The 23,172-nt window shown below is 66.7% G+C and carries 18 protein-coding genes and 1 pseudogene; 10 read left to right on the top strand and 9 right to left on the bottom strand.

The window, feature by feature from the left end; translation table 11 throughout:
• The first annotated feature begins 273 nt into the window (after positions 1-273).
• Positions 274-1,818 carry an NAD(P)/FAD-dependent oxidoreductase gene (locus tag AB0H61_RS03505; protein WP_357298691.1) on the top strand — a complete coding sequence of 515 codons (1,545 nt, stop codon included), beginning with the start codon at positions 274-276 and terminating at the stop codon, positions 1,816-1,818.
• A 524-nt stretch (positions 1,819-2,342) separates the two neighbouring features.
• Positions 2,343-3,311, top strand: coding sequence for a LysR family transcriptional regulator (locus AB0H61_RS03500; RefSeq protein WP_357298688.1), 969 nt, complete (start codon positions 2,343-2,345; stop codon positions 3,309-3,311).
• On the opposite strand, the gene AB0H61_RS03495 is transcribed toward AB0H61_RS03500, so the two are convergent.
• Positions 3,312-4,388 (bottom strand): hypothetical protein, encoded by a 1,077-nt coding sequence (locus AB0H61_RS03495; protein WP_357298685.1) that lies wholly within the window; start codon positions 4,386-4,388, stop codon positions 3,312-3,314.
• A gap of 492 nt (positions 4,389-4,880) precedes the next feature.
• Between AB0H61_RS03495 and AB0H61_RS03490 the strand changes: the two genes are divergently transcribed.
• Positions 4,881-5,837, top strand: coding sequence for a hypothetical protein (locus AB0H61_RS03490; RefSeq protein ID WP_357298682.1), 957 nt, complete (start codon positions 4,881-4,883; stop codon positions 5,835-5,837).
• Positions 5,838-5,854: 17 nt separating this feature from the next.
• On the opposite strand, the gene AB0H61_RS03485 is transcribed toward AB0H61_RS03490, so the two are convergent.
• The 5 genes and pseudogenes from AB0H61_RS03485 to AB0H61_RS03465 all read right to left on the bottom strand — a co-directional run bounded on the left by AB0H61_RS03485 (position 5,855) and on the right by AB0H61_RS03465 (position 10,269).
• Complete coding sequence (locus AB0H61_RS03485; RefSeq protein ID WP_357298680.1) at positions 5,855-7,060, bottom strand: sigma factor-like helix-turn-helix DNA-binding protein; 1,206 nt, start codon at positions 7,058-7,060, stop codon at positions 5,855-5,857.
• A 190-nt stretch (positions 7,061-7,250) separates the two neighbouring features.
• Entirely contained in the window at positions 7,251-7,802 is a 552-nt protein-coding gene (locus tag AB0H61_RS03480) for a GNAT family N-acetyltransferase (protein WP_357298677.1), read from the bottom strand.
• Positions 7,803-7,914: 112 nt separating this feature from the next.
• Positions 7,915-8,621: pseudogene (locus AB0H61_RS03475) on the bottom strand (SDR family oxidoreductase).
• Between the two features lie 136 nt (positions 8,622-8,757).
• Positions 8,758-9,609, bottom strand: coding sequence for a helix-turn-helix transcriptional regulator (locus tag AB0H61_RS03470; RefSeq protein ID WP_357298675.1), 852 nt, complete (start codon positions 9,607-9,609; stop codon positions 8,758-8,760).
• A gap of 102 nt (positions 9,610-9,711) precedes the next feature.
• On the bottom strand, positions 9,712-10,269 hold the full coding sequence (locus tag AB0H61_RS03465) for a hypothetical protein (RefSeq protein WP_357298672.1): 558 nt from the start codon (positions 10,267-10,269) through the stop codon (positions 9,712-9,714).
• A 380-nt stretch (positions 10,270-10,649) separates the two neighbouring features.
• Here AB0H61_RS03465 and AB0H61_RS03460 point away from each other — a divergent pair, with 380 nt between their 5' ends.
• Positions 10,650-11,993 carry a hypothetical protein gene (locus tag AB0H61_RS03460; protein ID WP_357298669.1) on the top strand — a complete coding sequence of 448 codons (1,344 nt, stop codon included), beginning with the start codon at positions 10,650-10,652 and terminating at the stop codon, positions 11,991-11,993.
• Between the two features lie 108 nt (positions 11,994-12,101).
• Here AB0H61_RS03460 and AB0H61_RS03455 read toward each other — a convergent pair whose 3' ends face one another.
• Both AB0H61_RS03455 and AB0H61_RS03450 read right to left on the bottom strand, forming a co-directional pair.
• Complete coding sequence (locus AB0H61_RS03455) at positions 12,102-13,076, bottom strand: NAD(P)-dependent alcohol dehydrogenase (RefSeq protein WP_357298666.1); 975 nt, start codon at positions 13,074-13,076, stop codon at positions 12,102-12,104.
• A gap of 92 nt (positions 13,077-13,168) precedes the next feature.
• Positions 13,169-13,840, bottom strand: a complete 672-nt coding sequence (locus tag AB0H61_RS03450) for a TetR family transcriptional regulator (RefSeq protein WP_357298663.1) — start codon at positions 13,838-13,840, stop codon at positions 13,169-13,171.
• 252 nt (positions 13,841-14,092) lie between these two features.
• Here AB0H61_RS03450 and AB0H61_RS03445 point away from each other — a divergent pair, with 252 nt between their 5' ends.
• The 5 genes from AB0H61_RS03445 (at position 14,093) to AB0H61_RS03425 (ending at position 21,014) form a co-directional block, all read left to right on the top strand.
• The gene (locus tag AB0H61_RS03445; protein ID WP_357298660.1) at positions 14,093-15,433 is read left to right on the top strand and encodes a lipase family protein; all 1,341 of its coding nucleotides are present in this window, start codon (positions 14,093-14,095) and stop codon (positions 15,431-15,433) included.
• A 78-nt stretch (positions 15,434-15,511) separates the two neighbouring features.
• Positions 15,512-17,107 carry a GMC oxidoreductase gene (locus AB0H61_RS03440; protein WP_357298658.1) on the top strand — a complete coding sequence of 532 codons (1,596 nt, stop codon included), beginning with the start codon at positions 15,512-15,514 and terminating at the stop codon, positions 17,105-17,107.
• A 263-nt stretch (positions 17,108-17,370) separates the two neighbouring features.
• Complete coding sequence (locus AB0H61_RS03435; RefSeq protein ID WP_357298656.1) at positions 17,371-17,949, top strand: hypothetical protein; 579 nt, start codon at positions 17,371-17,373, stop codon at positions 17,947-17,949.
• Between the two features lie 256 nt (positions 17,950-18,205).
• Positions 18,206-19,657 carry an amino acid permease gene (locus tag AB0H61_RS03430; RefSeq protein ID WP_357298655.1) on the top strand — a complete coding sequence of 484 codons (1,452 nt, stop codon included), beginning with the start codon at positions 18,206-18,208 and terminating at the stop codon, positions 19,655-19,657.
• Positions 19,641-21,014: an FAD-binding oxidoreductase gene (locus AB0H61_RS03425; RefSeq protein WP_357298652.1), complete on the top strand. Its 1,374-nt coding sequence runs from the start codon at positions 19,641-19,643 to the stop codon at positions 21,012-21,014. Before AB0H61_RS03430 ends, AB0H61_RS03425 begins: the two co-directional genes overlap by 17 nt.
• Before the next feature lie 92 nt (positions 21,015-21,106).
• Here the strand turns inward: AB0H61_RS03425 and AB0H61_RS03420 are convergent, their stop codons facing one another.
• Positions 21,107-21,664: a dihydrofolate reductase family protein gene (locus tag AB0H61_RS03420; protein ID WP_357298650.1), complete on the bottom strand. Its 558-nt coding sequence runs from the start codon at positions 21,662-21,664 to the stop codon at positions 21,107-21,109.
• Positions 21,665-21,815: 151 nt separating this feature from the next.
• Between AB0H61_RS03420 and AB0H61_RS03415 the strand changes: the two genes are divergently transcribed.
• Positions 21,816-22,748, top strand: coding sequence for a LysR family transcriptional regulator (locus AB0H61_RS03415; protein ID WP_357298648.1), 933 nt, complete (start codon positions 21,816-21,818; stop codon positions 22,746-22,748).
• Positions 22,749-23,172: the final 424 nt, after the last annotated feature.

Here is a 23,172-nt window from a genome sequence, read left to right as displayed (position 1 = left end):
TCCGTCGCTCCGCGCGGACCTCGCGCCACGGCCGCATCGCATCGTCACCATCGGCTGGCCGCGCTACGTGTGAGTGCGCAACATCACTTCGACGCCGCGGGGCAAGGCCGGTTCTGTCACCACGCCTCACCAGCCGTTGGGGGCATAGCGGAATCGAATAAGTAGCGCCTGCGGGCCTCATACGGGGCCGAGTTGGCCGTTCGACCACCGAGATCCGGTGAAATCAGGCACGGGGGCTTTGCGGTGCTCCGCGGGCGGGTAATCTCGGTGCCCATGACGAGCGGGAACCGCATCGCGATCGTAGGCGCGGGCATTGCAGGCCTCGCCTACGCGAAGGTGTTGAGTCGAGAGGGTTTTCCGGTCGAGGTGTTCGATCGAACACCCGATGTAGGTGGTGTGTGGAGCGCGACCCGGCGATACCCGGGTCTGCGCACCCAGAACACCAAGCGGACCTACCACTTCTCGGACTTCCCGATGCCCGGGGACTATCCGGATGTGCTCGACGGCGCCCAGATGCAGGCCTACCTGGACAGTTACGTCCAGCAGTTCGGTCTGCGGGACAGCCTGCGGCTGAATACCGAGGTGGTGGCGGCGGATCCGGTGGACAGCGGATGGCTGCTGGAGATCCGAGACGAATCCGGCATCCATCGCAGCTCCTGCGACCACCTCGTGGTGGCCAACGGCGTGTTCAGTGATCCCACGATGCCGGACTTCCGCGGCGACGACCTGTATCGCATCGGTGGCGGGCAATTGCTGCACACCTCCGAATTCCACGACATCGAATCCGTCCGCGGAAAGACGGTGGTCATCGTCGGCTACGGTAAGTCGGCCTGCGATATCGCCGAGGCGGTCAGCCACGTCGCGGCCTCGACCACCGTGGTGGCGCGCAGGTTGCTGTGGAAGATGCCCCACAAGCCGGGATTCGGACTCGGCTATGAGCGGATGCTGACCAGGCTGGGGGAGGCGCACTTCCGCTACCAGCATCTGAACCGATTCGAGCGCTTCCTGCACGGTTCCGGTCACTCCTTCCGCGACAGCAACTTCGACGTACTGCGTGAGCTCACGACCAAGAAGTTGCTGCTGCGCGAGCTCGACCTGGTGCCCGAAGGCCGGTTCGAGGAGATCGCGCAGAGCAGCGTCGGCCTCGCCACCGAGGGTTTCTACGAGCAGGTCCGTGACGGTCACATCACCGTGCACCGGGACACCACTATCACCGAGATGTTCAGCACCAAGGCGGGTCCCGCGGTGCAGATGTCGAACGGGCAGCGCATCCGAGCCGACGTGGTTTTGTGCGCCACCGGTTTCCAGCAGCGCGTGCCCTTCCTCACCCCGTACGTGCAGCGCAGACTCACCGACGAGGACGGCAACTTCCGGCTCTACCGCCACGTACTGCCCGTCGAGGTCCCCAACCTGACCTTCGCCGGCTACAACTCCTCGACTATCAGCACGCTCAACGCCGAAGTCGCCGCGCACTGGACCGCCGCCCTGCTGCGCGGCCGCCTCACCCTGCCCGCGCCGGAAGAGATGGCGGCACAGGTCGACGAGCGGCTGCGCTGGATGGACGCGGGCACCAACGGTCACCACGCCCACGGCACCGCCATCACCCCCTTCGCCATTCACAATATCGATGAGCTGCTGCGCGACCTGAAATTCCGACTACCACTCACCACCCGCCTGGCCCAGTGGTTCCGGCCGATCAGGCCGTCCGCCTACCGTGGTCTCGGCGAACGCTCACACCCCACCCCTCAACCCCCGACAAACCTTCCCCCCGTAGAACCGAACCTCGAACCCCACCGCCCCCGCGCCGACCTGAGCTGAGCACATCGGCTCCGTCGGTGTCGGGGTGATCCGGCGAGAGACCCGTGGAACGAGACTGAATGAAGCGGGTCTTCAGTCGTGCAAAGAGCCAGGTAGATCAGTGTGCTCCCCGCGCACGTGGGGATGATCCCGCTGCGGCCAACAACGACGTTGCAGCGTGCTCCCTGCGCACTGCGGTCGATTCGGGAACCGGCGGGAGCTGGGTGTAGTTGGTGCGATGCAGGTTCCAGCGATCGGTGTGGTGGGAGTTCCTGCGCATTGCCTTCGGGGCCGGGCGTCGGGTGGTCTCGGGGGTCGGGGAAGGCCATCGGTGCCGAGTGCCGGTCGATAGCGGGGTGTGGGGTCGTGGCGGATGTGGGCGGCTTTCGCCCGGACCATTGAACGGGTATTCGGTGAGGTGCTGCCGTCGAGGGTCAGGTTTGTCGGCGATACGACGGGGATGGCTTCGCCCTTGTGGGCGCGAATCGCGGATTATCGCCATTGCAATGTTGGTTCCCACTCTTTTCATTGGTGATAATCCAGAGGTGGATGCGCTGGACATGAACCTGCTGGTGGCGTTGGACGCCCTGCTGGATACGAACAGCGTCACCCGGGCCGCCGAACGGTTGCAGACTTCCGTACCCGCGATGAGCCGCACCCTCGCCCGGCTGCGCACCGTCTTCGATGACCCGCTGCTGGTCCGGGCCGGACGCAATCTGGTGCCTACGCCGCGGGCGCTCGAATTGCGGTACGAGGTGAGCGCTCTGGTCGCCCAGGGGCGAATGTTGCTGGGGCCCCGCGATACCCTCGATCCGGCGGGTCTCAAACGCTCCTTTGCGATCGGCGCCGACGATATGGTCCGTACCGAACTGGCGGCGCCGCTGCTGGTCGCGCTCCGCACTCAGGCACCCGGTGTGACCGTGCACTTCCGCCCCGACATCCCCGATGGCACCTCCGCCCTCCGGGACGGCCGCGTCGATATCGAGGTCGGCGTTATCGACCACACGGATCCGGAGACCACCGTGCACCGCGTCCTCGGTGATCGGGTCGTCGGTGTGGCCGCCGCGGACCACCCCCTTATCACCGAACACGTCACGGTTGCTCGTTACGCGGCCGCCGCCCATCTGGCTATCTCCCGTGACGGTCGCGCCCGCGGCCCCATCGATGACCGGCTCGCCCTGCACGGCCGCACCCGCCGCGTCGTCGCCACCGTCCCGGACCTCGCCACCGCCTTGTTCGCCGTCCGCTCCGGAGTTCTCGTCTGTCCGGCGCCCGCGCACCTCGCCGCCGCCGCCATCTCCGCCCTACGGTTGCACACCTTCGAAATTCCGCTCCCGCTCCCGGAAGTCGCCATCTCTATGGCCTGGCACCCCCGCAATACCGCCGACAGCGGCCACCGCTGGCTGCGCGAACTGATCCGCACCCTCCTCACCCCACCGTCGAATAAGGAGAAGCCCAAACGCCGCCGTGAGGACCGAAACGCGACGATTCCGGTATCTCACGGTCGGCGTTGATCAGGTGGGCATCTCGCCCGACGGGTTGCTCAGCGGGCGGCCGAAGGGGCCGTTCGGGTTGCGCTTGAGTTCATCGAGCATCGCCTGCAGCTTGTCCACATGGCCGTTGTCTTCGATCGTCGACCGGTGGGCGCCGTTGGCTTCGGGCTCGGATCGGGGCGCGGTCATCCCGGAGTCCGCGCGGCCGTTCGGACTGGCCGGTTCCAGGCGGCCGTTGAGATTCGCGGGAGCATCGAGACGGTCGCTGCGCGGGCTGAGACCGCCGTACTCCATGCCGTGCTGGCCGGGCGCCGCCGGTACGTCCGACACCGGTACCGGTTCGTAGCGTGGGGTGAACGATTCCTGGCGATCGTGTGCGGGCGGGGCCGGCGGTGCCGGGGCGATGGGGGTTTCGGCGCGCGGCGCGGGTTCGCTCGGCGGATTCACGGGAACGACGGGCTCGACCCAATCGTGTAGGGCAGCCGGGACCGGCGGCATTCGGCGTTCACCATTGGTGTCGGCCTGGGTCGCGCGTGCGCCCACCGCGACAGGCTCGAGATTCTCACCGGGGGAGTGCGCGGGGGTCGTCTCGGTCCGTTCGCCGCGATTCGCCGCGGCCCGGGGCAGCCGACGTTCGGTTCGGGCGGCGACCGGGGGAGTTTCACTACGGGTGGGCAGTTCGTGTTCGCCGCGCGTGGGCAGTCCGTGTTCGCCGCGGATGGGGAGTCCGGGTTCGCCTCGGGTGGGGAGCGCGGGTTCGCTTCGGGTAGGGAGCGCGGGTTCGCTTCGGGTGGGGAGCTCCTGTTCGGCGCGAGCGGCGAGTTCGCGGCGTTCGGCACGGGTACCCGCCTCGGCGGGCTTGGCGGGACCGGACTCGACGGCCTCCACCCGCGCCCCCAGTTTCGAGACATCCTGTTCGGTACGGAAGGCCCAGGCCTCGAGCTTCGCCAATCGGCCCGCCAGATCGCCATCGTTGGTGGGGTTGTCGTCCACCCGGGCCGCCACAGCATCCAGCTTGTCGCTGACCTCGCGCAGGATCTCCGCGATCCCGGACAAGATCGCGCCGATCGACTCGGCGCCCCGCTGGCCGTGCTCCATCCGTACCTTCTTCCCCGTCGATGCCCGGAACTCCGCCGTGGCCGGCCGATTCTATCCGCCAACCCGTTGATGTGCGGGGTGAGACTCCAACTGCCGCCCCGCCGTGGTGCTTTCGCCCGGAAGGAAACTCTCGTCCCGTCGACTCCGGTTCGGAAGCTGTCGCATAGGCTCGCGCACAAGCTGTTGCTTGTGCGGGATGTCCACAGGGTATGCCGCGGGCGTGCTCGCTCGAGATCGGGGTGCGGCACGTGGTCGTGTCCCAGGATTGGCGGCAAAGATCAATTGATCGGAAATTCTGTGGTGATCCCCTCGCATGTCGCCGCGAAATCCCTTGTGACGCACCACACATAGCCGGGCTGATGGGTATGCGATGGTTGTGGCGCGCGCGGGCGCGGGGTATAGGGGGCTGGCGGGCGGAGGAAGATGGGCGCACTCTTGATCTATGGAGTAGGTCGTGAGACCGGCGGTGGTATGGGCTAGGGGTGTGATCGCGTGAGAACGCAGCAGCGAGCGGATCAGGCTTGTGGGCGTCGGAGGGTGCTGGCCGAACTGGGGATAGGGGAGGACGAGGAGCAGACGCGCGGCCCGGCCGGGGATCGATCCCGCTACAGCTGTCATTGCCCGGGATGCGCCGACGCGCAATGGGATATCCAACGGCTCAAGTACTGGCTGTGCGGGCGGCTGGCCGCCTTCGGCGCGGACACCGCCGAGGTGGATCAGCGGATCGGCATCCATCGCGTCGATATCGCCTGGCGGGTGGGGGATCGGCTGTACGCGATCGAGGTGCGCGGCGGCCCGCTGGATCGGGCACTGGCGCAGGAACATACGGCTCGGTTGCGGGAGGCGGGCTGCGACGGCGTGCTGTGGCTGTGCCAACCCGGCTACTGGGTGGCCCACCTGCCCGCACTCGGCATCGCCGACTTCGCCCCGCCCGCCTGCGACTACCTGGCGGAGAGCGGGGTCTTGGACGCCGAGCACAGCGCGCTCGCGGTGCCGCGCCGCGAACCGTTCGAGCTGCGTGATTTCATTCGGGGCTGGGTGACGGGCGAGATCGTGTGGGGCTACCGCGACGAGATGACGGGAGGCTGGGCAACCGTGACGGACTGGGAGCATCACACGAGGACGCAGGCGGCGGTCATCGCCCGTCAGCGCCAAGAGCTGGTCAATCAGCGCACCGCCCTCGCGCTGTCCCGGAAATCGGTGCGGGATAAGCAGAAACAGGTGATGAAGCTGACCGCCAGGCTGGAGAGGGCCGAACAGGACGCCCAGCAGCAGGCCGACTCGCTGGCCGATGTGAGCCGCAAACTGGCCGACCACAATCGGGTCGATATGAGTCTGCGGGCCACCATCCGCAGTCTGCAACAGACCATCAGCCACTGGCAGCTGATCACTTACTGCGCGATGATGCTCATCGTTACGTTTGTCGCGGCCGCGATGGTGGTGAAGTGAGCCGCTGAGCTCCGCGGCTAGGTCGGACCAGGCGTGCCGGCCGCGCGCAATCGGAACGGCGCGCGGTCCCAGCGCCATTCGTTGCGCAGCACCAATGCGATCAGATCGAGCACATCCAGATCGATCTCGGCGCGGAGTTGCCGGATCGCCGACCAGTACACCGGTCCGCGATCCAGGAGTTCGCGCAACCGCTCCTCGCTCTGTGGCGCGACCGAACGCTGGAGTAGTTCGGGTATCCCGATCCGGCTTCCGGTCCACACCAGCCAGCCCCACCCATTGGCGTGCGCATATGCCCGCCCGGCCGCGGACTTGACCCGATTGACGTGGACGCCGACATTTCCCAGCGGTTGCACGTCGATCAGCACGACGCGCCCGTCGGTCAACCGTGCCGCGACACTCGGAAAGGCCACCCGTTCGCCGCCATCGATCTCGTATCCGACGACGCTCGGTTGCTCCTGGAACGAATCGACGAGATCGCTCGCGGTGAGTGTCTGCAACAGCCGGGCTTCCAATGCCGAGTCGAACGCCACGTCCCGGCCCACCTTCTCCAGGTAGAAGCGCCCGCGCGCGTCATCGTCGCCGTCCACGGTGCGGGCCGACCCGACCGGCAGCGCCGCGGGTGTGCCAGAACCGGGCCAATCGATCCGCGCCGACCAGGAACCCACCGCATCGCTGGCCGACTCCTGCGGCCCGTGTAGTTTCGCGAGTCGCCGATTGGTCTTCTTCTGCCATGCCATAATCCGCTGCATCACATAGCCGGCGATCCTTTTCGCGTCCTCCGGTGCGTGCCCCGCCAACCGCAACTTCAGATACGCCAGCTCATTCGCCGCCAGATCGGTATCGGTCGCATACGTCTCCACCAGCAACGCCCGCACCAACTGTTGATCCCGCGCGTCGACCGGATAGCGCTCGGCGAACACCCTCGCCGCCTGATGCCCGCTCAGCTGCGCGTCCCGCAGCATCTGTCCCACCGCCCGGGTATGCAGCTGGCGCACCCGATCGCGCGCGAGATCGAACCGCGCTCCGATGCGCGCCAATGTCTCCGGCCTTTCCCCGGCCACCCCGAGCCGCAACGCGATGATCTCCGCGTCGCGCCGCCGCCGCTCACCCTGCACCTCGATCAACTCGGCGAGCAGCTCATTGACCTCTTCGAGCCCGAACGAAATATCCTCGGCAATGTCATCCACCAGCGCGAACTCGGCCGCTTCCCGACTTGCCGTCACACCACACCCCTCACTCGACTCGTCGACCTGTGCCAACTCGAACCGCGCGCCACCACGAACCACGCGATCCCGACAATCCGCGCCACCTCCGAAGACCTGCGTGGCACAGACTATCCCCGCCCACCGACACCCGAGTGCGCCCTCGGATCCCCCTCCGAAACGCCGTGCCGGTCGGATCGCGGCAAGGAGCTCAGGGACAGGTGCGTCGGCGCGCGGCCGAATCCGCTATCGGCATCGGCGTATCCGGACCGCGGTAGTGGTGTACGAGAGCAGGCCGCCCGGTCGAGTCGAGCCACGTTGCCCGCACACTGGCCACTCGACGCCAGCCGAGCTTCTCGTAACAGGCGATCGCCGCGCGCGCCTCGTCCGAAACATGGAGAACCAGCGGACGATTTCGCGCTGCCGCATGTCGATGCGCCGCGTCGAGCAAATGTTCCGCGATGGCGCGTCCACGAGCGCCGGGTACGACGAAGAGCCGGTTCACCGAACCGACCGACCCTTCGGGTGTGTGTACCGATTCGGCCACGGCCGGGTCCAGGTCTCGGGACTCGAGCAGTGACAGTCCGATGTGCCCGGCCACGGCCTCGCCGTCCAGCGCCACCCATGCCGCACACAGATTCGCCGGCGTGAGCCAACGCGCCGGATCGGCCGGCCATTGCACGGGGTATCGGTCGTAACGGTGAACCTTGACGAGCGCGTCGACGCACGCGGTCATATGGTGCCGAGTTCGCGGAACGATCATCGGCGGACCCTATCGCCCAACTGCCCGTGGTGTGCGGCTGGCCGCGGGCCCCGCCTCTATGGAAGCGGGTGAGGCGAGCGGCAAGCTGGTCGGCACCACCTGAAAACCGTGATTAACCGGCCGATCCGGCGGTGGCCGCGACCAGCCCGCCATCGATGATCAAATCCTGCCCGTTGATGTAGGAGGCCTCGTGCGAGGCCAGGAAAGCGACGGCGTCGGCGACATCCTCGGCGGTGCCGAGCCGTCCCGCGACCACCTCGGCGATGACCGCGGCATGCGCTTCGGCAGAGATATTGTCGTGGAACATCGGGGTCTCGATATATCCCGGACTCACCGAGTTGACCCGAATTCCCTTGGGCCCCAACTCGGCGGCCAGTGTATGCGCCAGATTGTGCACCGCCGCCTTGGTCGCCGAATAGAGGGACGCGCCGGGCAGGCCGCGGTGCGTGTCCACGAGGCGTTGATCACGATCGCGCCGTCGTCGGCGAGCAGGGGCACGGTTCGCTGAATAGTGAAGAACACCCCCTTGAAGTTGATATCGACGGTGCGATGGAATTCGGCCTCGGTGATCTGCGCATTCGGCTGGAACGAGGCGACACCCGCGTTGGCGAAGACCACATCCAGCCGCCCGAAACGGTCGAGGATCGTCGCCGTCAGCGCGTCGAGATCGGCGAGCACCGCCACATCGCCGCGGACCGCCACCACGCGATCGCCGCCGTCGAGCTCCTTGACCGCCGTATCGAGCCGAACCCGGTCGCGCCCGGTGATCACCACGCGCGCGCCCTCGGCGAGCAACCTGCGCGCCGTGGCCAGACCCATGCCGCTGGTGCCGCCGGTGATGAGTGCGATCTTGTGGTCGAATCGGGAAATGCTGTGCGTCATAGGTTCAGCGTGCCGACCCGGACCCGCCGCAAACAGTGCGTAGTCAACCTGGGAGTGCCACCACCACCCTCGCTCAGGCGGGTGCGGCGAGCTGAACGCGCGCCAGTCGCTGTAGTCGTTCCGCGGTACCCGTTCCCGGCCGCGAGTTGTACAGCTCCACATGCCATTCCGGGTGATCGGCCACGGTCAGGGCGGTGAGATCGAATACGAGATCACCGACCTCGGGATGGTGCACCGCCTTCACCGCCTGCCCGTGCGTGTGCACCTCGTGCTTCGCCCACAACTGTGCGAATTCCTCACTCACGGTGCTCAATTCGGCCACCACCCGATCGAACTCCGTGTCATCCGGGAAATGCGCCGCGTTGGCGCGGAAGGCCGCAACGACCTCCGGCGCGACCGCCGCCCACTCCACATGCAGGCTCCTATAGCGCTCGTTCGTGAAGAACGCGAACAGGCAATTGCGATCCGACTCCCCGTATCCGAATACCGTTTGCGCCGCCCCATTGATCGCCAGCAGATTCCAATACCGGTCGCGCAATACGGCGGGCTGCGGCGTCCACGCCTCCAGTAACCGCCGCAACTCCGGCCCGACCTCCGCCCCGGCGGTCCCCTCGACCCGCGGCGGATTCATCCCCGCCAGCAAATACAAATGCGCCCGCTCGGCCTCACTCAACCGCAGCGCCCTGCCGACGGCATCGAGCACCTCATTCGAAACCTTGATATCGCGCCCCTGTTCCAGCCACGTGTACCAGGACACGCCGACCCCCGCCAGCAACGCGACCTCCTCCCGCCGCAACCCGGGAGTCCGCCGCCGCCCCACCGACACCAGCCCGGCCACCTCGGGCGTAATCCGCGCCCGCCGTGTCCGCAGAAAATCGCTGAGCTGCTCCCGCCGCCGCGCCACTCCAAGAGATCCGCTGGTCATAAGCCACGGTAACAAGACCGCTCGCGCGTGTGTATTCCCGATCGACGCAGCGGAACTGGTCCGCGTGGCAGCGATTTCCGTTGGTGCGACGGCGGGCTCCGCTCATCCGCATCGCCACCGCCCCGCGATATTGACCCATTCCTCGCGGGGCCGATCGTAGGTATTGAGCCACACGTCGATCGTGCCGCCCTTGCGGTCGGCGTCGAACATGATCGTGGACGGCACGTCCGTGGAGACTCCGCCCACCATCGTGGGCGTAGACACCGCGACGCCGTCCACGATGGTGGGTGCGTCGGGCAGGTACAGGTGCACCGCCATCCCCGTCGGCAGCGGATGGACCTGCCCCGGATCGCGGTAGGCGGGGTTGTCCTGGTTGGTCCACAGGCGCAGCGCCACCCGGTATCCGGGCCGGATATCGCCGACGATGGTGGCCTCATAGTTGTGCGACACCCTGTCGGAACCGTTGTCGCCGAGCACGAGATCGGCGACCTCGCTGGTCGCGCACTGGGTCATGGTCAGCTGCCCGGAACCGGAATCGGTGCCCTCACGGGCGTTGACGCCGTGGGTGAGGTGACCGGTGACCGCGCCGGTGAAGGTCAGCGACTGTTCCAGGTCGGGCAGCCGATCGACGTCGTCGCCGCAGCCCGACACGGCGAGCACGCACGCGAGAGTCGCCGCCATACGCGCCCTTCGGCCGACCGGCCGCGCCGTGATCACGCCACGAGTCTTCCCGACCGACCGCGCCCATGGCAATCCGTAACCGTGGGCGCGATGTCAACGGTTCGCCCCGAATTCCTTGACATTGCACTGGTGTTGGGTGACGCTGGCACCAGCGCCACAGCTGTGTCCGCATCCCGCGATCGCGTTCGGATGCGCAGACACCGAGCCGCTGCCAAGCCGTATCTCTCGGCCTTCCCCCTTTCCGGCATCACCATCTCCGCGCGTGATAGCGCGGCGCCCGCCGTCGGTGTCGCGCCCGCGGTCGAACGCCGCGCATCCAGCGCCCGCCGCCACCCGTTCCCGATAATCCGAGGTATTCCATGTCGAATCCCGTTCAACCCACCGCAGCGCCCATCCATGCCGCCGCCGACAACTGGCACGCCGCGATGGAACTCGCCCGCACTCCCGAATCCGCCGCGCCCGACGGTTCGACGCGCGTCCACGACTTCCACGCCATGACTCCCGCGTCGGCGGCGCGGATGATCGAACGCCTCGACGCCGTGCGCACGATGACCGAGGCGGTCGAGCAGGCCGCCGCGCGGTCCGCGGCCGGCGTCCCGCTCGACCCGACGCGGGCGCAGTCGCCGAACCCACTGGACGCCCTCGCCCGGTTCCTGCGGCCATCACCTACTCCGCCACGCCTTCGGTTCGTCGACCAGGAATGGGTGGCCGTGCCTCCCTACCCGGCCATGTACAACCCCGCGCCGACGCTGGACGGTCCCGAGGACGTGCTCTACGGCAATCCCGCATTCGGACAACCCGATCCCTACGGTCCCAGCGACTACGACATTCTGCCGGAGGAGAAGGAACGGGAGCGCAACCTGCTCCAGCTCGCCGGGGTCGCGGTCGACTACATGAAGGATCAGGGCTGGACCTTCGCGGCCAGTATGCTCACGCACTTCCTGTCGAACAAGGAAGGCGGCACCTTGTTCGACCTCGGCAAGGACTTTCTCTTCAACCGGTCCCAGATGGACAAGATCGTGAAGAGTCCCTGGATTCAGGAGGCCCTCTTCCAGGGGCAGGACTACGTCATGGAGCCCAATGGAGGTCCGCATCCAGAGCAGAAGTGGGTACCGCCGGGAACTCCCGGTGCGAAACACGATCCGGGGATGAACGAGATCATCGAGCAGAACGTGGCGCGCGCTCGTGCCGACAAATCCCTGCTGGGCAAGCCTATTCCGTTCACCGTCCCGTGGATGAGGAATACCGACAGAGGCTACAACGCCAACCGCAACGACAATGGGGGAACGGGCGCCGACGTCCACAGTGCGCTCGGCCATTTCACGGCGGGGGCGTCGGGAACCATGATCCTGTCGGAGCAGGCGGACGGCACCATCGGCTATGGTCGTCTACAACGTGCAGGCCTGGGATTACTACGTCTTCGAGGAGATGGACGACGGCGATGTCCAGTACGCGCCGCTGGATTCGGGCGGCAACTGGTTGTCCGAGACGCTGGGGAGTTTGAAGCACAGCGGTCTGAAGTCCATGAACAACCTGATGTACGAGGCGCAGCGGCGTGGGCTCGCCCGGAACTTCCTCGCCCACGGGGTATCCGCGCTCCGGGTCCGGCGCGGCAGTGTGGGCGCGAACGGAAAGGCCACCGGTCAGGTCACCGACGACCTCCTCGACCAGCCCAAGTAAGTTCACAAGACGAAATCGATTGACCGAGAACAACTCAGGGTTCGAGGCAGGCGAGAAGCTCGCCGGATCCACTGCCGGAAGCCTCGGTACCCACGACACGGGCATGGCTGATTCGGACGACGGCGGATCGGTCAGGGTTCGTCGGTGATCGAAATCGTCACGTTGCCGCGTTTGTGCCCGGTCTCGACGTAGCGGTGCGCTTCGACGATCTGGTCGAGCGGGTAGTTGCGGTCGATGACTATGCGGAGCTCGCCGTCTTCGATGAGTTCCTTCAGGAAGGTGAGGGCGGCGCGTTTGTCGATCGACATTCCGGGTCGGACCTTCCGTCCGCCGCGCAGTGCGGTCCATCCGGCGATGGCCCAGTTCCGCAGTCCGGTGGTCGGCAGGTAGCGGCCGTGGGGTGTCAAAGCAGGTCGGCAGCGCCGGAAGGAACTCGCGGTCACGGTGTCGAAGATGACGTCGTAGGTGTCGAGCCGGGTGCAGAAGTCCTCGGCGTTGTAGTCGATGAGATGGTCGGCGCCCAGTGAGGTGACCAGTTCGGCGTTGCGGGCGCTGCATACCGCGGTGACCTCGGCGCCGAAATATTTGGCCAGTTGTACCGCGTAGGTGCCGATACTGCCGGAGGCGCCGTTGATCAGAACATGTTCCCCGGCACGGAGTTTCGCTCGTTCACGGAGGAAGTACAAGGCGGTCGACGCGCCGTCGACCGCGGCGGCGGCCTGCCGGTAGGTGGTGTTGACCGGCTTGTGCTCGAGTGAGCCCGATTCGGGCAGGCAGGTGTACTCCGCGCAGGCGCCGACGCCGAAACCGGTGAAACCGAATACTTGGTCACCCGGTGTGAATCGGCGTACCTGTGCGCCGACTTCGACGACCTCACCGGCGAGTTCCAGACCCGGTGTCCGCAGGCTGCGGCGCGGGCGGGTCGGGCCGAGGATGACGCGCCCCCACAGGGGGAGTCCCCGTCGCATCAGGATTTCCGCAGCGGTCACCGTGGTGGCATGCACCTTGATCAGAACATCGCCGGGCCTGGGTGTGGGGCGCGCGACATCCGCGAGGGTGAGTACCTCGGGAGACCCGAATTTGTTGTGCACGACTGCTTTCACCACGCACCTCCGTATTCGGCGGCCGTCCCGCGCAAGCCGGGTCTTCGGACGAGCCTACCGGCGGGCGGACTCCACGGTGCGGGCCGAGAAGGCCGTCACCGCTCGGGTTCGTCCGCCGGAGGGTTGAAGGGTGCGGCGAGGGAGGGGTCCACGCTGAAGGCCTCCCCGTCGGGCCGCGAAGTGCTGCTGGTGGCCGCCGCGGCCGCAGATGCATTATCGCTGGTCAGTCGGAAAACTGCCCGCTCGAGTGTGGGCAGGATGTCGGTGATCTCGAGGCTGTGGTCGGCGAACCGTCCGATCACCGCGTAGGCCATATTGGCCAGGATCAGTGCGACGTCCTCGATATAGGTCGGGTCCGCGCCTTCGAACAGCGCCGCGGCGACCGGCAGGATCGCGCTGATGCCTTGGGCGTCCAATCGCTCGCCGCCGGCGCCGGTGCGTGCGCGGTGATACGCCTCGAGCATCCGGGGGTTGCGCTCCCACGGCTCGAATACATACCCCAGGACGCGCATCAGTCCGTCGTGCAACGTCTCGCCCGCTCGCGGCTGCTCCAGTGCCGCGTAACTGTTTCGGGCCATCCAGCGTTCGATGGCGGCAACGATCAACTCATCGCGAGTCGCGAACCGGCTGTAGACAGTCGCCAGTGACATATGCGCCCGGCGCGCCACCTCCCTGAGCTGGACGGCCTCGTATCCTTCGGACTCCAGCAAGTCCAGCACCACGCTGATGATCTGCTCGGTTGACGCCTCTTTCCGTGCCCGACTCACCCACACACGGTAACTTCACCCGGCTTCCAGCCGCGCCCCCTGTCGCGGGACCGTGCCCAAGCCGTTTGCCTCCTACCGCTGTCGACGATGGCGTGCGCCCATGGACGAATCTGGCACCGTTTGGTGTCACTGCACGGGTAACCGTGTTACTGTCACCTGGTTCGCCAGTGTGACGGGCCTCATGCCCTCCACGCACTGCGGCGTAGGACACCTGGGCGACGGTGCCTGGGCGGAGCTCATGGAGAGTTATCGATGCATCAGCAGCTTGGGTGGCGTTCTCGATCCGGATCGCTTTCACAGGCCGGTCGGGTGGCGGCAGCGGTGGCCACGGCCTGCGTCACCGCGACGGTCGGCGTGGGGATCGAAACACCGGAAGCGGCGGCCGCGCCGGTCAGCGCGTTCTACACCCCGCCCGCGCAGATCCCGTCCGCCCCCGGCGCGATCATCAAAAGCGAGCCGATGACCATCCTCGCAACCCCACCCACCGCCGACGGCTGGCCGGTCCAGGCGCAGCACGTCATGTACACCACCCGGTTGCAGGACGGATCCCCGGTCGCGGTCACCGGTACCTTCATCGACGCGACCGGCCCCTGGCAAGGAGCCGGCCCCCGCCCGACCGTGGTCATCGGCCCCGGGACCTCGGGCCAAGCCGACCATTGCGCGATGTCGGTGGCGTTCTCGACCGGATTGACGGTATCCGCCGATCCGTCGGTATCGCTGTCGGCCAATCAGGAAATGCCGTCCTCCGCGGTGTGGAGCGCACTGGGCGCCCGTGTCCTGGTCACCGACTACATCGGCCTCGGAACCCCGGGAATCCATACCTATGCCAACCGCATCGAAGAGGCGCACGCGGTCCTCGACGGCGCCCGCGCCGCCAATAATCTGGCAGGTGTCGGTCCCGACACTCCACTCGTGTTCTGGGGTTACTCCCAAGGCGGTGGCGCGACGGCGGCCGCCGCGGAGATGCAACCGGACTACGCGCCGGAACTGAATCTCAAGGGCACCTGGGCCGGTGGGCCGGTCGCGGACCTGGCCGTGATCCTCGAGCGCATCGACGGCGCCCTCATCGGCGGCGCCGTCGGATTCGCCATCAACGGCCTCCTCGCCCGGTATCCGGAACTGCAGAAGGCGGTCGACCGGGTGACCAGTCCCGCTGGACGCGCCCTGCTGGACACCCTCGCCACCGAATGTGTCGGTGACGTCATCACCCGCCAGCCTTTCCTGCGAACCAACTCGCTGACCATCGACGGGCGCTCACTCACCGAGCATCTGCACGCGATCCCCGAAGCCGCTCCCGCCCTGGCCGCAATGCGCGTCGGCAACTCCACCCCCACCACGCCGGTCCTGATCACCAGCGGGATCAATGACGACACCGTCCCCTACGACCAAGCCCACCGGCTCGCCGAGGACTGGTGCGCCAAGGGTGCGACGGTCACCTTCCGCACCAATGACCTGCCACCGATCTTCCCCGGGGCCACCATCCCCAACCACTACGGACCCGAAATCATTGACGGATTCGGCCCCGACAACGCGATCACCTACCTGCTCGATCGCCTCGCCGACAAACCCGTCTCCGGCTGCACGATCAACTGAATCACGCTGCACCGCAAAGATTTCGATGCCGGATGTGGAGGTGGTTTCCGCACCCGTGATTTCCCGTAAAGGTCTGTGATGACAGCAATTTCGCGCCGGTCGGTGTTGACCGGCGCCGCCGCAGCCGGTGCCGTTATCTTCGGCGCCCGCTCCGTCGGTTCGCCCACCCCGGTCGCCGCACGGGTCGACAATGTGGCGCTGACCTCCGAAGAGCATCGCGTGGTGGTGGTCGGCTCCGGGTTCGGGGGCGGCGTCAGCGCTCTGCGCCTGGCGCAAGCGGGAGTGCCGGTGACGGTGCTCGAACGGGGATTACGCTGGCCTACCGGCCCGAATGCCGAAACGTTCCCTCGCGCCTCCGCGCCGGATAAGCGATTGCTGTGGGTCCGGTCGAACCCGAATGTATTCGGCCGCCCACTGGTGTTCGAGCCCTACACCGGCCTGATCGAGGCAGTATCGGGAATGAACATGACCGCCCTGTGCGCCGCCGGGGTCGGTGGCGGTTCGCTGGTCTACCAGGGCATGTCGCTGCAGCCGTCAGAAGCGGTGTTCAACACGCATTTTCCGCAGGATCTGGATTGGGCGACCATGAACCGGGTGCACTACCCGAGGGTAGCGAGAATGCTGGGCCTGGCCGAAGCTCCCGACGAGTTGATCGCCACCGAGAACTATCGGGCGGCGCGAATGTTCGCCGACCGGGTGCGTCAGGCGGGAATGCCGGTATCGAAGATCCCGATGCCCATCGACTGGGATTTCGCGCTGGCCGAACTACGCGGAGAGATGAAGCCGTCCTACACCAACGGCGACGGCGCGATGGGTGTCAACAACGGCGGCAAGCATTCCGTCGACGTCACCTATATCGCAGCCGCCGAAGCTACCGGGCTGGTACGGGTCGAAACTCTGCACGAGGTAACGGATGTCGAACGCGCATCCGACGGCCGCTGGAAGGTGCACGTGCAATGCATGGACACCGCCGGTGCCGTGGTCGAGAACAAAATCCTCACCACCGGCACGTTGATCCTGGCCGCGGGCAGCCTCAACACCACCCGGCTGCTGGTGCGCGCGGGCGCCAAAGGCTTGATTCCGGACCTCCCCGACGACCTCGGCCGAGGCTGGGGCACCAACGCCGACCGCATCTATGTCTGGACCGACCCCGCCGCGGGATTCGGTGCGGCACAGGGTGGGCCGGTGGTCTACGGCAGCAAGAATTGGGACGACCCGCGGGCCGCCTACACCGTGATCCAGGCATCCATCCCGCCTCTTTCGCTCGACGCCGCCAGCACGATGATGGTCGGCTACGGCGTCAGCGACGGGCGCGGTGAGTTCATCTACGACGCGACACGCGACGACGCGATCCTGAACTGGCCCCGGGACGGTGACAGCTACATCCAGGACAACCACATCGGCCCCGCGGTCCACAGGATCGCCGGACCCGGCGGCGCACTGCTGGACACCAACGTTCTGTTCCCCTCCACCTGGCATCCCCTGGGCGGGGCGAGCATGGGCGCGGTGTGCGATCTGGACGGTCGTGTCCACGACCAGCCCGGGCTCTATGTACTCGACGGTGCGCTGATGCCCGGCAACGCCGCCGCCTGCAACCCATCGATGACCATCGCGGCGGTCGCCGAAAGAGCGCTGGACAATATCATCGCCCGAGATATCGGCACCCTCATCTGACGCACACGACGGTGGCGGCGCACGCTCGCACGGCCGCCCTGCCGGTCACCAAGACCGACTACTCCCGGAACATTGGCGGCCGCTGGTCTCGCGCGGAGTCGGCACGGTGGGTGTGACATAGCGCTCATCGAAGCGTGCCGCACCGGATGAACCGGCACTCACGGCTGTTCGTGGTTTGGGGGACGAGATGCGATGTGCGCCTCGCTCAACAGCGACGAAGGGTCCGAAATATGTTTTCAGCCAAACGATTCCAGCGTGTCGCGATGCCGGTCACGGCGGCCGCGGTCGTTCTTGCGGGCCTGCTGAGCTCCTGCGGCAGCGACCAGGGGGCCGAGCCTCGGACTGCGACCGCGTCGGCGTCGCCGGTGGCATCGTCGACCGCGGCCACCGCCGCGGTGGGGCAGGTCCCCGTAGTGGCGAAGACACAGGGTTGGTTGAAGATCTACAGCGGTACAGCCCCGGCCGGGACCTCTAATGCGTTGCAGCTCAATGTAATCAGCAATCCGAATATCGGACAGTATGTGTCGGACGGGTCGGGCCGGTCGCTGTACCGGTTCGACAAGGACACCGCGCAGCCGTCGGTATCCAACTGCGCTGGACAGTGCGCCGCAACCTGGCCGCCGCTGACCGTCGCCCGTGACCAATCGCTGTTCGCCGCGGGCGTCGACCCTCAGCTGATCGGGTTCATCGAACGCGCCGACGGCACCTGCCAGATCACCATCGGAGGTTGGCCGGTGTACTACTTCGCCAAGGACAAGAACCCGGGTGATCTGCTCGGTCAGGGCGTGGGCCAGACATGGTTCGCGGTGGCCCCGAACGGCGGCAAAGCCCTCTCCCGATAACCCAGCCGCCGGATGGGCGGGCTTATCGCCCTCGGCTGTCGCGACAGTGGCGCGGCCGGAAACATGATCCCGGCCGACGTCGAACGGCGGGTATTTAGCGGGCCGAATCAACGCTGACATCGGTATCCCCGAAGAGGAGGATGAAGCAAACCACTCGCTCTGATCGCGGAACGGGTTGGCTATGGCCCGCGATACAACAGCTCCCGCAGTTCCCCGGATCGAACGTGAGGCGGCAGAGATGATGGCGGAAACCCCGATGGCCACGCAGTCCGCTGATGAAGAATGCCGAGAATGCGGCTACACGCCGGAGCTGAAACGCACTCTGGGCTCCTTCCAGGTGTTCGCGATCTCGTTCGCCTTCATCTCCGTGGCGGTCGGGATCTTCGGCACCTATGACGACGTGCTTCGAGACGCCGGGCCGGTCGGAATCTGGCTGTGGGTCGTCGTGGCCGTAGGACAGACCCTGGTGGCACTGGTGATCGCCCAATTCGCGGCCCGCATCCCACTGAGCGGCTCCTCCTACCAATGGGCCTCACGGCTGGCCAACCCGAAGATCGGCTGGCTGTTCGGCTGGCTGACCTTCTGCTACCTGGCGCTCGGCGTGGTGACGGTCGACAATGCGATGGCAAGCTCCGCACTCATGCCGCTATTCGGCATGCAGCCCGACGAAGACACCGCCCGCGTGATCACGCTCGTCGTGGTGCTCATCCAGGCAGTCCTCGTCGTGTTCTCCACCCGCCTCGTCGGCCTGATCACCTCGGGCGCGGTGGGGCTCGAACTGGTCATCGTGGCGGTGCTGGCCATCGCGCTCTTCGCCGCGGTCGTGATCACCGGCGACGGCTCGGTCGGCAACCTCACTTCGCGCGGCATCACCGAGGGCGCCACCGACTACTTCGCCATCGGCGGCGGATTGATGGCCGCGATGATCATGGGGCTCGCGACACTCGTCGGTTTCGACTCCGCGGCGAATATGGCCGAGGAAGCCAAGGATCCCTTTCGCAGCGTCCCGCGCGCGATCGTGGGATCGGTCGTGGCGGCGGCGGTACTTGGACTGGTCTTCCTGATCGCGCTCACCATCGCGATCACCGACGTCTCCCGGATCAGCGACAGCGACACACCGGTGGCCGCGATCCTGCGCGACCAACTGGGACCGGTGATGGAGAGGACGCTGCTGGTCGCGATCGCGTTCGCCTTCTTCGGCGCCGGCATGGTCACCCTGGCCACCTGCTCACGAATGGTGTTCGCGATGTCACGCGACGCACGTTTCCCGGCCCACCAACTGATGCGGAAGGTGAACCCGCGCACCCAGACACCGATTCCGGCGACCATCCTGATCGTCGCCGTCGGGGTCGTCCTGATGGCCACGCTGCCCGGTGGCGCACTGCTGGAGTTGCTCACGGTGGGAACGGTCATCTCGGCGGTCCTCTACGGCGCGATCATCATTCTCTACCTGGCGGTACGCAGACGACTCGGTCACGAGAAGGACGCGTTCGATCTCGGGCGCTTCGAGCTGCCCGTCGCGATCGGAGCGCTGGTGTGGTCGGCGGTCGTGCTCTTCGTGATCGTCTCGCCCGCGGAGGCTCTGACCTCGGTCCTGCTCGCGGTCGGCTTGCTCCTGGCGGGTGGAATCTACTTCGGCTACCTGCTGATCTTCGAACGCGAGGTACTGGATACCGAACCGGGGGCCGCCGATGTCTTTTCACATTGACCCGGAGGTGAAACCGCGGCCTGCCTCGACCACCGCCACGCTGACCGGGGACGTGGTGCGTGCGGGCGATCCCGGCTACGAGGAGGCGCGACTCGGCTGGAACCGGCTGTATTCCCGCTATCCCGAGGCAATTGTCTTCTGCCGCAACACCCAGGACGTGGTCAACGCGGTCGCGTGGGCCCGCGAGGAGGGCATCGCCCTGCGGGCCCGCAGCGGGCGCCACAGCCTCGAGGGCTGGTCCTCGATCGACGGCGGCCTGGTCATCGACGTCAGCCGGCTTCGGAACTTCGATATCGACGAGACCGCGCACACCGTAACGGTCGGAACGGGACTCACCCAGGCGGAGACGGTCGCGTCGCTCGGGCGGCGCGGCTTCGTGATTCCGACCGGCTCGGAAGGCGGTGTCGGTCTCGGCGGTGTGATTCTCGGGGGTGGCTTCGGATTACTGACCCGCACTTTCGGTTTGGCGTGCGACAACCTGCTCGCCGCCGAGATCGTGGTAGCCGACGGCACGCGTTCGGCGAAGGTTGTCGAGGCCACCGAGCACGTCGACTCCGATCTGCTGTGGGCATGCCGTGGTGGAGGCGGCGGCAACTTCGGCATCGCGACGTCCTACACGTTGAAGCTGCGCGAGCTCTCCGACGTCGCCTTTCTGATCGCCCGATGGACCGGACACGCCGACCTCGGTGCGCTGTTGCGCACCTGGCAGCGCGACGCGCCGGTCGCCGACGAGCGACTGACCAGCGCGCTCGAGGCCGATTCCGCCGCGGTAGAACTCTCCGCGCTGCTCTACGGCGGCACCCGCCGACAGCTGGAAAGCGAGGTGCGCCCGCTGCTGGCAATCGGCAACCCCGAGCTGAGTTTCACCGAAGGCGCGTGGCCGAACATCTACCGGCTGGTCGACCGGGGATCCGACGTCCCCTTCTGGAAGTTCTACTCCCAGTTCGTCACCCGCGCGTTCCCCGATGAGGCGATCGACCTGGTCGTCCGCTTCATGGAGAACACGCCCAGCGGCCCGAGCAACTTCTTCTGTACGAGCTTCGGCGGGGCCGTGCGGCACGACCCGCCCGGCGGGTCGGCATTCGCGCACCGCGACGCGCTGTTCTACTGCGAACCGGGCGCGGCCTGGAACGACCCCGCCCTGAACGCGCGGGCTCTGGGTTGGGCGGCCGACTTCTGGCGTGCACTGCGCCCCTACGGCAACGGCGCCTACGTCAACGTGCCCAACGCCGCCGCCGCGAACTGGGAGCGCGAGTACTACGGCCCGCACCGCGAGCGGCTGCGCCGGGTGAAGACCGCCTACGACCCGGAGAACGTATTCAGCTTCGAGCAGAGCGTGCCGCCCCGCGCTGGTTGATCCGATCCGGCAAGTCATTTCGGGTTCCGCTCACCCCGCCGACCACTCACCGCGCAGGGGAAAACTCGCCGCCGACCCAGAGACGCGTTCTGTCAGGCCTCGGCGGTCCGCTCGTGGCGCAGCAGCACCACTTGGCCTCCGTAGACCCGGGACTCCACCAACCGCAGCGCCGCCCGCAGCTTCACATCGGAGAACACCGGTTTGCCGCCGCCGAGTAGCACCGGGTGCACGTAGACGAGGTACTCGTCGATCAGACCGCGCCGGGTGAGTTCGGAGGCGAGTTCACTGCCGCCGAACAGGAGCAGAGTGCGATCGCGCTTCAGTTCGGCCAGGTTGTCCGGATCGGAGACGACGGTGGCGTTCCAGTCCGCGGCGGGGAGGGTGCGCGACACCACGAGCTTCGGTTTGGCCCGCCAGATCGGCGCGAAAGCCAGGTCATGCGGATGCGTGGACAGCTCCTCCGCGCGCGGCCAGAAGTACGACATCATCTCCCACACCACCCGGCCGTACAGGAAGGCATCCGCATTCTCGGCCAGCGCGTTGGTTTCCTCGGACATTTCGGAATCCATGACGGGCCAGTCGAATTCGCCATTGGGGCCTTCGATATAGCCGTCGAGGGATTGATGCACGATATGAATGATCTTGCCCATGGTTGTCTCCTTCGCAGGTCTGAACGGCTTTCAGCCTGCCGAGGGCGATTCGCCTGAACAAGGCATGTCTGCTCCAGGAAGCGTGAAGCGCCGCTACACGATGCGCCAGGCGCCAGTACTGTCGAAAGGCTGCACGAAATGGAGGACATCAATGCTGGAACGACTCGAGTTGGAGGCGTTTCTCACCCTCGCCGAGGAACTGCACTTCGGCCGGACCGCCGACCGACTGGGGCTGACGACGAGCCGAATCAGCCAAACCATTCGCCGACTCGAACGACGAATCGGCGCAGCACTGTTCGAACGCAACAGCCGCAAGGTGACGCTCACCCACGTCGGCAAGCAACTGCGCGACGACCTGCGACCGGCGTACGAACAGATCGCGGCCGGTGTTGCCGCAGCGAGCCGCGGCAATGTCGTGCCGCGGGTACTGATGGTGGGATTCTCCGCCCCCTGGTGCGGCAACGTCATAGTGCGGGCCGCCGAACTGTTCCGCCGTCGATACCCTGGCAGCGTCGTATCGGTAGAAGAGATTCAGCTGATGGATCCGCTGGCACGGATGCGAGCGGGCATCATCGACCTCCAGCTCACCGAATTCCCCATCGCCGAACCCGACATCACTACGGGGCCAATCATTTTCTCCGAACCCCGCGCTCTGATGGTGCCTGCGGACCATGATTTCGCACGACGAAATTCGGTGTCGCTGGAGGACCTGGCCGACACCACCCTGGTGACGCTCGCCGATGCCTCGATACCGCGGTACTGGATGGACTACTACTTCCCCCGTTGCACCCCCTCGGGTCGACCCATCCCGCAGGGGCCTGCGGTCCGGTTCTGGCCGGAGGTACTGGTCCATGTCAGCCAAGGCGTCGGCGTCAGCACCGTGGCCGCGCGCGCCGAACAATTCCACACCCGCCCCGGCATGGCTTTCGTCCCCTTCCACGACGCCCCGCCGATCGACTACGGCCTCATGTGGCCAACCGCTAATCGCAACCCCTTGCTCCGCCCATTCATCGACACCATCCGCGAACTCGCCTCAACCGAAATCGCTTCTCCCGCTGTACCCGACAGCAGCGCGGACGCTTGATCGGGACAACGTCGGTCCCGCGCTCGGTTGACGTTGCGCCGGAAGGTGATGGACGCAAACCCGGTGAGCCGCTGGTGCGGATCGTGGATGTCGAGGTGGTTTCCGTCGGACGCGAACCCCTGGATGCGATCCGACCGAATGACGTTGTCGCCGAAGGTTTCCTGGAGATGACGCCGGAGAAATTCGTGGAGTGACCGAAATCGCCGAGTTGGAAGCGGTGCACGCGATCGGGCTGCCCGGCACCATGTTCGGCGGTGTAGCGCCGAACATGGTGGCGGCCTGGCGTGCCCGCGCGTCGGTCGAGTCTGTTGATCTCGACGGTGCATCGCATCAACGCCCGCCGATCCGCCGACTCCCCTGGCACCGCGCCGTTTACGTTGGACCCGAGCGTTGCCGTTGTCTCGGGTCAGCTGGCCGCGCTCGC

The organism is Nocardia sp. NPDC050710 (assembly GCF_040654375.1).
Classification (GTDB): Bacteria; Actinomycetota; Actinomycetes; order Mycobacteriales; family Mycobacteriaceae; genus Nocardia.
The sequence above is the reverse complement of the archived record's forward strand: the minus strand, read 5'-3'. Positions and strand labels throughout refer to the sequence as shown.

Excerpts from the sequence above, each read along its gene's own strand:
- AB0H61_RS03495 (WP_357298685.1), bottom strand. The coding sequence starts at position 4,388 with ATGGAGCACGGCCAGCGGGGCGCCGAGTCGATCGGCGCGATCTTGTCC.
- AB0H61_RS03425 (WP_357298652.1), top strand. The coding sequence starts at position 19,641 with ATGTCTTTTCACATTGACCCGGAGGTGAAACCGCGGCCTGCCTCGACC.
- AB0H61_RS03415 (WP_357298648.1), top strand. The coding sequence starts at position 21,816 with ATGCTGGAACGACTCGAGTTGGAGGCGTTTCTCACCCTCGCCGAGGAA.
- AB0H61_RS03430 (WP_357298655.1), top strand. The coding sequence starts at position 18,206 with ATGGCCACGCAGTCCGCTGATGAAGAATGCCGAGAATGCGGCTACACG.
- AB0H61_RS03440 (WP_357298658.1), top strand. The coding sequence starts at position 15,512 with ATGACAGCAATTTCGCGCCGGTCGGTGTTGACCGGCGCCGCCGCAGCC.
- AB0H61_RS03420 (WP_357298650.1), bottom strand. The coding sequence starts at position 21,664 with ATGGGCAAGATCATTCATATCGTGCATCAATCCCTCGACGGCTATATC.
- AB0H61_RS03445 (WP_357298660.1), top strand. The coding sequence starts at position 14,093 with ATGCATCAGCAGCTTGGGTGGCGTTCTCGATCCGGATCGCTTTCACAG.
- AB0H61_RS03480 (WP_357298677.1), bottom strand. The coding sequence starts at position 7,802 with ATGATCGTTCCGCGAACTCGGCACCATATGACCGCGTGCGTCGACGCG.
- AB0H61_RS03470 (WP_357298675.1), bottom strand. The coding sequence starts at position 9,609 with ATGACCAGCGGATCTCTTGGAGTGGCGCGGCGGCGGGAGCAGCTCAGC.
- AB0H61_RS03505 (WP_357298691.1), top strand. The coding sequence starts at position 274 with ATGACGAGCGGGAACCGCATCGCGATCGTAGGCGCGGGCATTGCAGGC.
- AB0H61_RS03435 (WP_357298656.1), top strand. The coding sequence starts at position 17,371 with ATGCCGGTCACGGCGGCCGCGGTCGTTCTTGCGGGCCTGCTGAGCTCC.
- AB0H61_RS03460 (WP_357298669.1), top strand. The coding sequence starts at position 10,650 with ATGTCGAATCCCGTTCAACCCACCGCAGCGCCCATCCATGCCGCCGCC.